At 41.7% G+C, this 13,893-nt stretch carries 11 protein-coding genes; 2 read left to right on the top strand and 9 right to left on the bottom strand.

Annotation, left to right across the window (positions count from 1 at the left end; all coding sequences use genetic code 11):
- Positions 1-42: 42 nt before the first annotated feature.
- The 8 genes from thiD to WKT11_RS10735 all read right to left on the bottom strand — a co-directional run bounded on the left by thiD (position 43) and on the right by WKT11_RS10735 (position 7,038).
- On the bottom strand, positions 43-855 hold the full coding sequence (gene thiD, locus WKT11_RS10770) for a bifunctional hydroxymethylpyrimidine kinase/phosphomethylpyrimidine kinase (protein WP_117674245.1): 813 nt from the start codon (positions 853-855) through the stop codon (positions 43-45).
- A 184-nt stretch (positions 856-1,039) separates the two neighbouring features.
- Positions 1,040-1,567, bottom strand: coding sequence for a ribosome hibernation-promoting factor, HPF/YfiA family (gene hpf, locus WKT11_RS10765; RefSeq protein ID WP_117674244.1), 528 nt, complete (start codon positions 1,565-1,567; stop codon positions 1,040-1,042).
- Between the two features lie 242 nt (positions 1,568-1,809).
- Positions 1,810-2,577, bottom strand: coding sequence for a phosphoribosylformimino-5-aminoimidazole carboxamide ribotide isomerase (hisA, locus tag WKT11_RS10760; protein WP_117674243.1), 768 nt, complete (start codon positions 2,575-2,577; stop codon positions 1,810-1,812).
- A gap of 288 nt (positions 2,578-2,865) precedes the next feature.
- The gene (locus WKT11_RS10755; protein WP_147324757.1) at positions 2,866-3,360 is read right to left on the bottom strand and encodes a hypothetical protein; all 495 of its coding nucleotides are present in this window, start codon (positions 3,358-3,360) and stop codon (positions 2,866-2,868) included.
- A 531-nt stretch (positions 3,361-3,891) separates the two neighbouring features.
- Complete coding sequence (dapB, locus tag WKT11_RS10750) at positions 3,892-4,653, bottom strand: 4-hydroxy-tetrahydrodipicolinate reductase (protein ID WP_117845062.1); 762 nt, start codon at positions 4,651-4,653, stop codon at positions 3,892-3,894.
- Between the two features lie 18 nt (positions 4,654-4,671).
- The gene (gene dapA, locus WKT11_RS10745) at positions 4,672-5,565 is read right to left on the bottom strand and encodes a 4-hydroxy-tetrahydrodipicolinate synthase (protein WP_117845064.1); all 894 of its coding nucleotides are present in this window, start codon (positions 5,563-5,565) and stop codon (positions 4,672-4,674) included.
- 56 nt (positions 5,566-5,621) lie between these two features.
- Positions 5,622-6,113: a cob(I)yrinic acid a,c-diamide adenosyltransferase gene (locus WKT11_RS10740; protein ID WP_117674239.1), complete on the bottom strand. Its 492-nt coding sequence runs from the start codon at positions 6,111-6,113 to the stop codon at positions 5,622-5,624.
- Positions 6,114-6,411: 298 nt separating this feature from the next.
- The gene (locus WKT11_RS10735) at positions 6,412-7,038 is read right to left on the bottom strand and encodes a single-stranded DNA-binding protein (protein WP_117674238.1); all 627 of its coding nucleotides are present in this window, start codon (positions 7,036-7,038) and stop codon (positions 6,412-6,414) included.
- A gap of 455 nt (positions 7,039-7,493) precedes the next feature.
- On the opposite strand from WKT11_RS10735, the gene typA reads away from it, so the two are divergent.
- Positions 7,494-9,326 (top strand): translational GTPase TypA, encoded by a 1,833-nt coding sequence (gene typA, locus WKT11_RS10730; protein WP_117674237.1) that lies wholly within the window; start codon positions 7,494-7,496, stop codon positions 9,324-9,326.
- Between the two features lie 652 nt (positions 9,327-9,978).
- On the top strand, positions 9,979-12,636 hold the full coding sequence (gene adhE, locus WKT11_RS10725; RefSeq protein WP_340284255.1) for a bifunctional acetaldehyde-CoA/alcohol dehydrogenase: 2,658 nt from the start codon (positions 9,979-9,981) through the stop codon (positions 12,634-12,636).
- Between the two features lie 89 nt (positions 12,637-12,725).
- On the opposite strand, the gene WKT11_RS10720 is transcribed toward adhE, so the two are convergent.
- On the bottom strand, positions 12,726-13,814 hold the full coding sequence (locus WKT11_RS10720) for a class II aldolase/adducin family protein (protein ID WP_117845068.1): 1,089 nt from the start codon (positions 13,812-13,814) through the stop codon (positions 12,726-12,728).
- Positions 13,815-13,893 lie beyond the last annotated feature (79 nt).

Below are 13,893 nucleotides of genomic sequence, written 5' to 3'. Positions count from 1 at the left end.
TGAGTCATACTAGCTTAATCTTCGCATCCTGTTTACTGAAAATTATTCCCTCTCAGATTCTTTCTTATATTCTCCTGTAATTGCAAATCCATGATCCATCGGTCCGCTGCCTTTTCCAAGGTCAAGCATCGCTGCCAGTGCTCCGGAAATATAATCTTTAGCGCGCTCTACCGATGTATCCAGATCAAAGCCTTTGGCAAGATTTGAGGCAATAGCACTGGAAAGCGTGCAGCCGGTTCCATGGGTATTCGGATTGTTAATACGTTTTCCCTCAAACCAGCGATAGCTGCCATCCCGGTAAAGCAGATCATTGGCATCATTTAGCTTGTGTCCGCCTTTACACAAAACCGCGCAGTGATATGTATCACTGATTTTCTTTGCTGCTGCGATCATATCATCTGCCGTATGAATCTCCATCTCTGCCAGAACTTCCGCTTCCGGAATATTCGGAGTCAGTACACTTGAAATCGGAAGCAGACGCTGTTTCAATATTTCGATTGCCTCATCGCTGATCAGTTTCGCTCCGCTCGTTGCCACCATAACAGGATCGACCACGATATTTCCCGCTTTATATTCCTCCAGTTTGTCTGCAATCTTCCCAATCAGGGTGCTTGAAGATACCATTCCTATCTTTACTGCATCCGGATAAATATCTGTAAAAATATTATCCAGTTCCTCTCCCAGAAATTCCGGTGTCACTTCCATGATTGCAGTTACACCTGTTGTATTCTGTGCCGTCAATGCTGTAATCGCACTCATTGCGTATACACCATTTGCGATCATTGTCTTAATATCCGCCTGAATCCCAGCTCCACCGCTGGAATCACTGCCTGCAATTGTCAATGCTGTTTTCATTCCTCTACCTCTTCTTTTTCTTATTTAACCAGATAAAAACTTCTGCCTTTGCTACGTGGCTCTACACCGAATAACTGCTTCGCAGTTGATTCGGTTAAAAAAGCTTCCGCACAGAAGTTTGGATTCTGCACGGAAGCTTTTCTTATGAAAACTTTTTTTATAGCCTTTTTATGTTCTGATAAGACTAGAATTCCGGTTCGATCAGACCGTAAGTATTTCCTTTACGTTTGTAAACTACATTTACCTGCTCTGTTTCTGCATTGTAGAATACAAAGAAATTATGTCCGAGAAGTTCCATCTGTACGCATGCATCTTCCGGATACATTGGTTTAATTCCAAATTTCTTGGTACGGATGATCTTAACCTCTTCATCTTCTTCGTAGTCCTTGTCCAGATATGCTTTCTGGAAGTTGGCTGCTGCCTGCTGTTTGTCTACGATTTTATTTTTGTACTTGCGAAGCTGACGTTCAATGACTTCCTCTACTAGATCAATTGATACATACATGTCATTGCTTACCTGTTCAGAACGGATGATGTTTCCTTTTACAGGAATCGTTACTTCGATTTTCTGTCTTTCTTTTTCAACACTTAAAGTTACTACAACTTCGGTGTCAGGAGTGAAATACCTTTCCAGTTTACTGAGTTTGTCCTGGACCGCTGTCTTAAGACCTTCTGTAACTGTAATATTTTTTCCGCTGATGATAAATTTCATGCTTCCATCCCCTTTGCTGTTTGATGGGTCTATTATAACACATAATTTTGAATTTTAACACTATTTTATTAAAATTTCACATTTTTTCTGTTTACTTTAAGAATATCCTCAAAGTTCCCACCTTATTATGATAAAACCCACGTAATTTCCTATTTATTTTCATTACAAATATAATAATTATCGCAGGACTTCACGCTCTGATGTGTCGAATTAATTGCAATCTTTTATGGAATTGCTATAAGTTAAAGTTTAATCAATTCTGTAAATGGAATCCTTCCTCCAAAGAGATCCAGTGCGCTGCCTACTGTAACATCAAGTCTGTCTTTTCCGTATTTACGAAGATCCTCAATGTCACTCACAGAGCCGACACCTCCGGCATAGGTAACCGGATTTCCTCTGTATGCCCCAAGCAGAGCTGCCAGTTCAGTCTCTACTCCGCGTGCCTTACCTTCCACGTCTACCGCATGAACCAGAAACTCATCGCAGTAGTTTCCCAGTTCTTCCATAGTTTCTAATGTTACGATGACTTCCGTAAATTTCTGCCAGCGGTCTGTCACAATATAATATTTTCCATCTTTTTTGCGACAGCTAAGATCCAGAACCAGATTCTCTTTTCCCACAGTATCTTTCATTCTGTTTAAATTTTTCCAGGAAATTTTTCCATCTTTAAAGACGTAGGAAGTAACAATCACATGACTTGCCCCGGCATTCAGGTATTCCCCGGCATTATCCGGATTTACGCCCCCTCCGATCTGCAAACCTTTCGGATATGTACGAAGAGCAAGAAGTGCCTGCTCTTTCGTTGCTTCATAATAAGGAGAGTCATGACTGTTTAATAAGATCACATGACCACCCTTTATTCCTGCTTTTTTGTATAAATCTGCATAAAAAGATGCATCCTGTTCAGATACAAAATTCTCACTCGCCTGATCCTGTACATCTGTGAGACTCCCTCCCACAATCTGTTTCACTTTTCCATTATGTATGTCAATACATGGCCGAAATTTCATAGACCTGTTTCCTCCATTGTTATTTTATTGTTACTGAGAACAAAGTTAACAGCAATATTTTATTACTTTACTACGATAATACCATAAACCATTTCTGTTGTCTCGATTTTTTTAGAAATCCTGTCAATCATAATTGAGACTGCCGCATACGATATTGACATATTACACCAGTCTCCTTATGTCAGCAAAAAAATTGCGCGTCTAACTCATCACTGAAGCAATGAGAATATGACGCGCAGTTATTCAACGGATTCAGATAAATTCCATGTTTTAATTGAGCTCCTCTTTCTATCTTCCCTCCGCTGCATTTCCAACAGCATCGCCTACATCTTCAACTGCATCACCAACTCCTTCGCCCAGGTCTCTGACTCCATTCCCAAGTGCTCCGGAAACAGTTCCATCATTATTATCTGTTGCAGTATTATTATCGCCATTTACCGCATCACCTGCCATACCATCCTCTGCTGCTCCATTTCCAGCCAGTCCATCATCCGTCACTGTTCCATTGTCTGTATTATTTGTTGTATTATTTCCGGTTGTATTATTGCCGTCTGTATCGTTTCTGACTGTATTATCTCCAGCTACGTTGCCGTCTGTTGTGTTATTTTTCACACCATTATCTGCATCATCAACCGTATCATCTGTCACATTTTCATCCGTCATATTTTCCTCATTTGTATCTGCCTCATCTGCTGCATTGTTGGTATTTCCACACGCAGTAAACATACATAATGTCACAATAAGTGCCGCACTCACAAGAATCTTCTTTACTTTTTTTCTCATATTCGTCTCCTGTTCCCGGAAAGCAGTCCGCCTGTTCATGCGACGGAAATCCCTCCGCTTTTTGTATTATGATTTTTTATGTTGTATGATGCGAGAGTAAACCTTTTGTTTGTTCTCTGCTGTCATCGTATTTTTAATATGTGCATAAAAACCAATACTATTCTGGAAAATTTTACATTTCGTGTTATGATGCAAATGATATGTCAGCCTGATAAAAATTTCTGTAAACAGGATTCTTTGTCTAAAGAACTTAAACAAGCACTCACTTTGCTACTCCAAATGGTCTTGATGCCGGTTATAATCATTACACAACAGCCTCTGACCTGGCCAAAATTGCCCAGTATGCAATCAAAAAACCGATGTTTAGAACGCTGGCAGGATTCACAGAGACTTTTAACTTATGCATATTATCATTAAGCCAGGCAGATATTCACAATTGAAACAGAAAGCTTACTTGATTTCAGCAAAAAAGGAAGTGCCCGTGTTTTGTACCGGATGCACTTCCTTTTTTATTATTTTATGCTCTTATCATTATTTCGCGCTGATAACATCGCTCATATCATATTTTCCTGCCGGTTTTCCTGCAAGGAATTTGGCAGCTTCAATCGCACCTTTTCCAAATACAGCTTTAGAATATGCCGTATGCTTAAATTCGATCACTTCGTCCGGACCTGCGAAGATTACTTCGTGTTCTCCGACGATTGTTCCGCCACGAACTGCTGAGATACCAATTTCCTTGTCGTCGCGCATCTGGCGTCTCTGACTGCGGTCATAAGTATAATGATACTGGTTATCCATAGCCTCATTGATGCTGTCTGCCAGTGCAAGTGCTGTTCCACTCGGAGCATCCAGTTTCAGACGATGATGTTTCTCAACAACCTCGATATCAAATCCTGCTGTTGCCAGAACCTTTGCAGCGTCCTGAAGCAGTTTCATCAGAGTATTGATTCCGAGAGACATATTTGCAGATTTCAGAACTGCGACATTCCTGGCAGTCTCTTCAACCTTTGCAAGCTGTTCTTCACTTAAGCCTGTTGTACATAATACAACCGGAAGGTGACGTTTCTCACAGTAAGCAAGAAGCGCATCTGTTGCTTTTGCAGAAGAAAAATCAATCAGGGCATCTGCCTCTACCTGACATTCTTCCATATTTGTATATACAGGGTAGCTGTTCTTTCCCTGATCTGCTACGTCGATACCTGCTACGATCTCGGCATCCGGATCTTTCTCAACAAGCCCTGAGATTACCTGACCCATATGACCGTTGCAGCCATGCATAATAATCTTTACCATTTGTATTTCCTCTCAAATTTACGCAAGTTTGATTCCAAAGTTCTTCAGTTCTGCAGCAAGTTTCTCTTTGTTTGCTTCTTCCATCTCGGATAATGGCATACGAAGAGGTCCTGCTTCACGTCCCATCAGGTTCAGAGCTGTTTTAACCGGAATTGGGTTTACTTCACTGAACAGTGCGTGAATTAACGGAATTGCTTTTAACTGAATCTCTGCTGCACCCTTTGTATCTCCCTCGAGGAATTTCATGACCATATCATGTGTTTCCTTAGGAGCAACATTGGAAAGTACGGAAATTACACCAAGTCCGCCTAGTGAAAGAATCGGAAGTACCTGGTCATCATTTCCGGAATACAGTTCAATGCATCCGTCTGCCATAGCCATCATAGTTGCGATCTGGGAAAGATCTCCGCTTGCTGCCTTAATACCAACGATATTCTTAACATTCTTAGCCAGTGCTACTGCTGTTGCAGGCTGGATATTACATCCTGTACGGCTTGGAACATTATACATAATGATAGGAGTTTCCGGAACTGCCTCTGCGATTGCTGTATAATGAGCGATCAGACCTTTCTGAGTTGCTTTGTTATAATAAGGAGTTACTACCAGAAGTGCATCTGCACCGTAGGAAGCAGCTTCTTTTGACATCATGATCGCGGTATCTGTACAGTTGGAACCTGTACCTGCGATAACCGGGACACGTTTATTTACTTTGTCGATTGCGAACTTAATTGTCTTAAGATGCTCTCCGTGTGTCATTGTAGATGATTCTCCTGTTGTTCCGCAAATGATGATCGCATCCGTACTGTTTGCGATCTGATACTCCAGGAGTTCCTCCAGTTTATCATAGTTGACCTTACCATCCTCATACATAGGGGTTACGATCGCAACACCTGCACCTTTAAAAATTGCCATTTGCTCTCCTCCTTTATTCTTCTGTAGATTCTATACAGACTGTCATTCCAGACAGCCTAACAGATTTCTGTTGTCAGTGTAGTTATGCTGTCTGCATATTTACGCAGGCTATCCGGTAACGTCCGTCCAGTAATCAGGATATGCATACTCTCATCTTTCATCTTGAGAATATCACCGATTGCCTCTTCGGTGGTGATTCCATAATCAAGAAGTCCTAGAATCTCATCCAGAAGCAGGAAATCACACTCCTGAGTTGCAATAACTTTTCGTGCAAAGTTTAAAGCATTAAGAATATTTGTCTTCTCTTCTGCTTTCTCCTCCTCATTCAATTCCTCATAACACTCATCATGCTTTTCGAAACGGAATATCTTGATATCCAGATTATCCAGTTCTTCCAGAAAGTCCAGTTCTCTGCGCTCTCTTCCCTTCAGAAACTGAATAATAATGACGCTTTTACCCTGGGCAGAAGCTCTCAGACACTGACCAATGGCCAGAGTTGTCTTTCCCTTTCCTCCGCCACAGTAAACCTCTGTAAATTCTTTTTCCATAACAAACAATTCCTCTTATCGTTATTGAAATTGTAGCTTATTAACTATTCGGCTATCTGCTATCCGCAAAGATACAGAACAGTTATCTTTCTTTTTTGTGTCATTATAGACATAAATAAACATGGTTACACTGTAACCTGTTTTTATCTGAATACGCTTATATTACCGCAGTTTATGAAGAATTGCAAGTAATTAATGCGGACATTCCTTTTCACGTTACTGTCCACTCCGTGCCCAGTAACACGCTTTGCAGAATAATAGCTTGTGAGCCATAACTTCTTAATAACGTGTAAAAGGCCTACTCCATATATTCCAGCTTACTTACAGAAACTTCATACGCAACTCTCTTCTCTGTTTCATTCTCCCCGATCCGCTTCATATATTCCCTGCTCTGAATGCGGCCCCAGATCAGGACATGGCCACCTACTTCAAAGGCTGATGCATAGCGGGCATTTCTTCCCCAGCAGATACATGGTATGTAGTCTGATTTTCCATAAGGACGGTTTACTGCCAGAAGTACATCTGCGATTTCTCTTCCAAGCGGAGTCTTTCTGTATACCGGCGGTTTACAGATAAATCCATCCAGAAAAATCTGGTTTACAGGAACCGTGTCATCCTCTTCTTCCACAAATTTCAGTTCTCTGGTAAACACAGAAAGCACCAGTCGGTTATGTTTTTCTTCGTGCCGGTTATAAGAGCGGAACTGTCCATGAATCTCTACATATTCTCCTATGTAGTCCTGTGTTACGTCCACCAGACGTTCAGAAACCATAACCGGAATTCTGTCTTCCGAATCACTTAGTCTCTTAACCAGCAGTTCTGTCATATAGAAGCCTTCCCCGAAGACCTGATGACTGAACGTAAATCCTGCTGCAATTTTTCCCATCATAGATACCTGATTGTTTTCAATAATTTTATCTGCCATAATGTGGTTCTCCTTCCTCGTAGAGCACTCCCGGTGAAATTTTTTTGTTACTGATACGCAATAGACAGTAAACATTTCCCGATGCTCTAGTGTACCTTGTATTGTTCTTTATATAGTTATGTACAGGCTTTCAGATTTAGAACCGGAATTTATAAAAATAAAAAAATTTATTTCAACACCTTGTAATCTGGCGAAAATGTGGTAAACTGAAACTTCGGGTAACTTATTAAAGAAAAAACACATATATAATAGGAAGAATAAAGTTACTGTTCACTCCGTTCTCAGTAACACGCTTCGCGATGCACAGGATTTATGCTAATCACATAAATCCGCGCCGTATTCTTAAGGATTTTGGCATATTCATGCCAAAACACCTCGCGGAATAGTAGCGTGTGAACAGTAACCGAATAAATCATTAATTTAATTCATATTCAAATAGGAAAGGAAATCATTTTATGAGAACAAAACGTGAAGATGTCCGTAACGTAGCCATTATCGCACACGTTGACCATGGTAAAACTACTCTGGTTGACCAGCTTCTGAAACAGAGCGGTGTATTCCGTGAGAATCAGGAAGTTCAGGAACGTGTCATGGACTCCAATGATATCGAGCGTGAACGTGGTATCACTATTTTATCCAAGAACACAGCTGTTCATTACAAAAATACAAAAATCAACATCATTGACACACCAGGACATGCTGATTTCGGCGGCGAGGTAGAACGTGTACTTAAGATGGTAGACGGTGTTATTCTTCTCGTTGATGCTTTCGAAGGTGCTATGCCTCAGACAAAATTCGTTCTTAAGAAAGCACTGGAACTTGACCTTCATGTAATCGTATGTATCAACAAGATCGACCGTCCGGAAGCCCGTCCGGATGAAGTTGTAGATGAGGTTCTGGAACTTCTTATGGATCTTGGTGCTTCTGATGAACAGCTTGACTGTCCGTTCCTGTATGCTTCTGCCAAAGCAGGACATGCTGTGATCGACTTAAACGACACTCCTAAGGATATGGCTCCGTTATTTGAAGCAATCCTGAAATATATCCCGGCTCCGGAAGGAGATCCGGAGGCAGATACTCAGGTTCTGATCAGCACGATTGATTACAACGAATACGTTGGACGTATCGGTGTTGGTAAAGTTGAAAACGGTACAATCGCTGTTAACCAGGAACTGACTCTGTTAAACCATCATGATCTGGACAAACGTAAGAAAGTTAAGATCAGCAAGCTCTACGAGTTTGACGGTCTGAACAAAGTTGAAGTAAAAGAGGCCACTATCGGTGCTATCGTTGCTATTTCCGGTATCGCAGATATCCATATCGGTGATACTCTCTGCGCAGGGGATAATCCGGAAGCTATTCCTTTCCAGAAGATTTCCGAGCCTACTATTGCCATGAACTTCATCGTAAATGACAGTCCGCTGGCCGGTCAGGAAGGTAAATACATTACCTCCCGTCATCTGCGTGACCGTCTCTACCGTGAGCTCAACACAGATGTCAGCCTTCGTGTAGAAGACACTGATACAACTGAGGCATTTAAAGTTTCCGGACGTGGAGAACTTCATCTGTCTGTCCTGATTGAAAACATGAGACGTGAAGGTTATGAATTCGCAGTAAGTAAACCGGAAGTTCTGTATAAAACAGACGAGCGTGGCAAGAAGCTTGAGCCTATGGAAATTGCTTATGTAGATGTTCCGGAAGAATTTTCCGGTACTGTAATCCAGAAGCTGAGCGAACGTAAAGGTGAACTGCAGGGTATGAGTACTGCCAGCGACGGCACTGTACGTCTGGAATTCCACATCCCTTCCCGTGGACTGATCGGATTCCGTGGTGAGTTCCTTACTTCCACAAAGGGTACTGGTATCATTAATACTATGTTTGACGGCTATGCACCTTATAAGGGAGATTTCCAGTACAGAAAACAGGGATCTCTGATCGCATTTGAGGCTGGTGAGGCTGTTACTTATGGCCTGTTCGCAGCTCAGGAGCGTGGTACTCTGTTTATCGGACCTGGTGCTAAGGTTTACAGTGGTATGGTTATCGGTCAGAATGGTAAGGCTGAGGATATTGAGTTGAATGTATGCAAGACTAAACATCTGACTAATACACGTTCTTCTTCTGCTGATGATGCGCTGAAATTAACTCCGCCCAGAGTTCTGAGTCTGGAACAGGCGATCGACTTTATCGATCAGGATGAACTGCTGGAGGTTACACCGGTATCTCTCCGTATCCGTAAGAGACTTCTGGATTCCAGAGAACGTAAGAGAGCAGCTTTCAGAAAAGCCTGAAACAAATAGAAACTTAAGAAAAACTAAGCCCCGCAGATTTTGCGGGGCTTAGTTTTTCTTAATCATTACCGTTCACAGTAACTCTTAATCTCCTGCAAACATAGTCAATCGGATATTCGCAATCCGCTTTCGCTACTTGCTCATAACCGAATAACTGCTTCGCAGTTTATCAGGAGGGGCTTGTACCCCTCCTGATACAAGTAAGTCCCCAACCACTGCTTATTGCTCTTCGCAACCTCCGCAGGGGACTTACTTGATTCGGTTAAAAACATAAATCCTTCTACAAATTATATTGTTATATTTTCACGAAATTTCGAGTTAGTATTCGTTAACTTTTTGCATGTTTTGTGATTGACAAATGATTAACAAAGTCATATAATAGCATCATCGAGGTTGTTAATTTATTAACGTTATTTTTTTAACTTTCTCTCAGTTGCCAACAGAAAATATATTGTTAAATTTTTCTCATATATTCTGACATTTGATATTTTATTCACATTATTTACGTGATTATTCACAATTTTCACCATAATATTTCGTTACGCTTATATTAATATTACTGTTGACCGAATAATCAGTTTATTTGTATAATAAAACCATAACAGGTCACGGTAAATACTTTTAACGAAAACACAAACAGGAGGATTCCCAAATGGCAAAAAAAGAGAACACTATTCCAACCATCATCGACACCCCTGAAGCCCTTACCGCAAAGATTGCAGCCATGAAAGAGGCACAGAAGATTTTCGCAGCATTTACCCAGGAGCAGGTAGATAAGATTTTTAAAGCTGCCGCTACTGCTGCTGACAAAGCACGTATCCCGCTTGCTAAAGATGCTGTTGAAGAAACAGGAATGGGTATTGTAGAAGATAAGGTTATCAAGAACCATTACGCAGCCGAGTATGTATACAACGCATATAAGAATACCAGAACCTGCGGTGTGATTGAAGAAGACACTGCTTACGGTATTAAGAAAATAGCTGAACCGATCGGTCTGATCGCTGCAGTTATTCCTACAACTAACCCGACGTCTACTGCAATCTTCAAAACTCTGATCGCGCTGAAAACACGTAATGCGATCATCATCAGTCCGCATCCCCGCGCAAAGAAATGTACCATTGATGCAGCAAAGGTTGTTCTGGAAGCAGCTGTAGAAGCCGGTGCACCGGAGGGAATCATCGGATGGATTGATGTTCCAAGTCTTGATCTGACAAATCAGGTTATGCGTGAAGCAGACATCATCCTTGCTACAGGTGGTCCCGGAATGGTTAAAGCTGCCTATTCTTCCGGAAAACCTGCTTTAGGTGTAGGTCCCGGAAATACTCCTGTTATCATTGATGACAGTGCAGATATCCGTCTGGCAGTTAACTCCATCATCCATTCCAAAACATTTGACAATGGTATGATCTGTGCTTCCGAACAGTCTGTAACTGTTCTTGAAAGCATTTATAAGAAAGTAAAAGAAGAATTCCTTTACAGAGGATGTTACTTCCTGAAACCGGATGAATTAGAGAAAGTAAGAAAAACTATCCTTATCAATGGCGCATTGAATGCAAAGATCGTAGGTCAGAAAGCTGCCACTATCGCTGAGATGGCCGGTGTTGCAGTTCCTCCTGAGACAAAGATTCTGATCGGTGAAGTTGAATCTGTAGACATCAGCGAAGAATTCGCACATGAGAAGCTTTCCCCTGTACTTGCCATGTACAAAGCCAAGACCTTTGACGAAGCGATTGCCAAAGCTGAACAGCTTGTAGCTGACGGCGGTTATGGACATACCTCCGCTCTCTACATTGACACAAGAGAGAAGGAAAAGATGGAAAAACATGCAGCAGCTATGAAGACCTGCCGTATCCTCATCAATACTCCATCTTCTCAGGGCGGCATCGGCGACCTTTACAACTTCAAACTTGTTCCGTCCCTGACTCTGGGCTGCGGTTCCTGGGGTGGCAACTCCGTATCTGAGAATGTAGGTGTGAAACATCTTATCAACATCAAGACCGTTGCTGAAAGGAGAGAAAATATGCTCTGGATTAGAACACCGGAAAAAGTTTATTTCAAAAAAGGCTGCCTGCCGGTTGCTCTGGATGAGCTTGGCACTGTTATGCACAAGAAACGCTGCTTTATCGTAACAGACTCTTTCCTTTATAAGAATGGATATACTAAGAAGATCGAAGATAAATTAGATCAGATGGGAATCGTACATACCTGCTTCTATGATGTAGAACCAGATCCATCTCTCGCTTCTGCAAGAGCCGGTGCTGCAGCAATGAGAATGTTCGAGCCTGACTGCATTATCGCAATGGGCGGTGGTTCCGCAATGGATGCCGGCAAGATCATGTGGGTTCTCTATGAAAATCCGGACGCCAACTTTGATGATATGGCTATGGACTTTATGGATATCCGTAAGAGAATCTTCACATTCCCGCATATGGGTAAGAAAGCTTACTTTGTAGCTGTTCCGACATCTTCCGGTACAGGTTCCGAGGTAACACCGTTTGCTATCATTACTGATAAAACTACAGGTATCAAATGGCCTCTGGCTGATTATGAATTAATGCCTGATATGGCTATTGTTGATACCGATAATATGATGAGCGCACCTAAAGGACTGACCTGTGCTTCCGGTATCGACGTTATGACTCATGCACTTGAAGCCTATGCTTCCATGATGGCGTCTGATTATACAGATGGTCTTGCATTAAATGCGATTAAACTGGTATTTAACTATCTGCCACGTGCATACAAAGATGGTTCTGATGTAGAAGCAAGACAGCATATGGCAAATGCTTCCTGCATGGCTGGTATGGCTTTCGCAAATGCTTTCCTTGGCGTAAACCACTCTCTTGCTCATAAGCTGGGAGCTTTCCATCACATTCCACATGGTATCGCAAATGCTCTGGTTCTGCTTCATGTTCTGCGCTATAATGCAGCCGAAGTTCCGGCTAAGATGGGTACCTTCCCACAGTATCAGTATCCGCACACACTTGCACGTTACGCTGAGATTGGCCGTTCTGTAGGTCTGACAGGCAAGAACGACAGCGAAGTATTTGAGAAGCTTCTCCAGAAACTGCAGGAACTGATGGATACTATTGAGATCAAACATACGATCAAAGAATACGGCGTAGACGAGAAGTACTTCCTTGAAACTCTGGACGAAATGACCGAACAGGCATTCAACGACCAGTGTACAGGTGCCAACCCGAGATATCCATTAATGTCTGAGCTGAAAGAAATCTATCTGAAAGCTTACTATGGTGAGGGAAATATTCCTGAATCCAGGAAAGCCAAAGAGAAAAAAGAAGAGAAATAAAATTTGCTGAAAATAAACCTTTTCCTTTAAAAATATAGTGTTTAAATCAACAAAATGGGGCTGTCAAAAAAAGACAGCCCCTTATTATATTATTTCTTACTGCGGTATGCTTCTGCTTCCCAATGTGTGATAAAGTATGTAATATCATCTGTCATGTGAAGCGGTCCGCCAAAGCTTTCTGAATATACTGCAAGCTTGATCGCATCTTTTACAAGAAGCTGTGCTTTTGCAGCTTTTCCCTTATCATCTTCCATAATAAAGGCACCGACTCCCTGTACCAGGATCAGTCTTGGCTCTTTGTCATTCTCTGCCATAAATTCATCCAGCGCTGCTTTTGCCTGATCAATATTTTCTACAAATAACGGATATGGTCCGCAATATACAATGTGATCCGGTGTAAACGGTTTCAGAAGGGGTGCAGCCGCTGCTTTATCTTTTACAAAGTTATCAGCTTCCGCTACAGGTACAACTTCTACCGCATGTCCCAGTAACCGGGAAAGCTTCTCTGCTGCCTGCTCTTTTTCAGGTGTAACAGCATCACTGACATCAGCAGTTCTCTTTACCTGTTTCTCTAATTTACTGATCACATCGTCAAATAACACTCCAATTTCCTCTACAGTATTTGCTGCAACGAAAATTCCGTGATTCTGGAGCAGAAGAACCTGAACATCTTTTCCGGATTCTTCTTTATAAGCATTCATTTTCTCATAACAGATACGCGCAAGTGTATAACCTGGTTTGCAGATATCGATCCAGAGTACATCTTTTCCAAGAAGCTCTTCGCTGAGTTCCTTTGCCCCTTTTCCGCAGGTCAGTCCATTGACAAGTGTAGGATGAACATGCAGTACATAAGTATAGGCAAATAAATTATGAAGCAGCGCTTCCACACTTGGACGTTTGGTTTTATCAGCATCTGTTACTGCTGCCATAACATCTGCAAGATACAGTGATTCACGTTTGACATCATCTTCAGGATAATCTGTTTTCATGATTTCATTCAAACGTGCTCTGCTCATTTCCACAAATTCCTCTGCCTTGATTGTAGCAAGCTGTGTACCGGAGCCTTTTACATACAATGTGGTGTCATCTTTTACTGAAGTATTGCCACCGCCTGCAAGAACATAAGCAGGGTTGCTTCCATAAGCATTTGACATTTTTACTAAGGTTGAAAGATCCATAATTAAAATTCCTCCCATATTTATAATAGTTTTGCTCTTTCCTATTGTACACGATATCCTACTTTTTTCCAAGTGTTAT

Origin of the sequence: Blautia sp. HCN-1074 (assembly GCF_037890165.1) — a bacterium.
GTDB lineage: Bacteria > Bacillota > Clostridia > Lachnospirales > Lachnospiraceae > Blautia_A.
The sequence above is the reverse complement of the archived record's forward strand: the minus strand, read 5'-3'. Positions and strand labels throughout refer to the sequence as shown.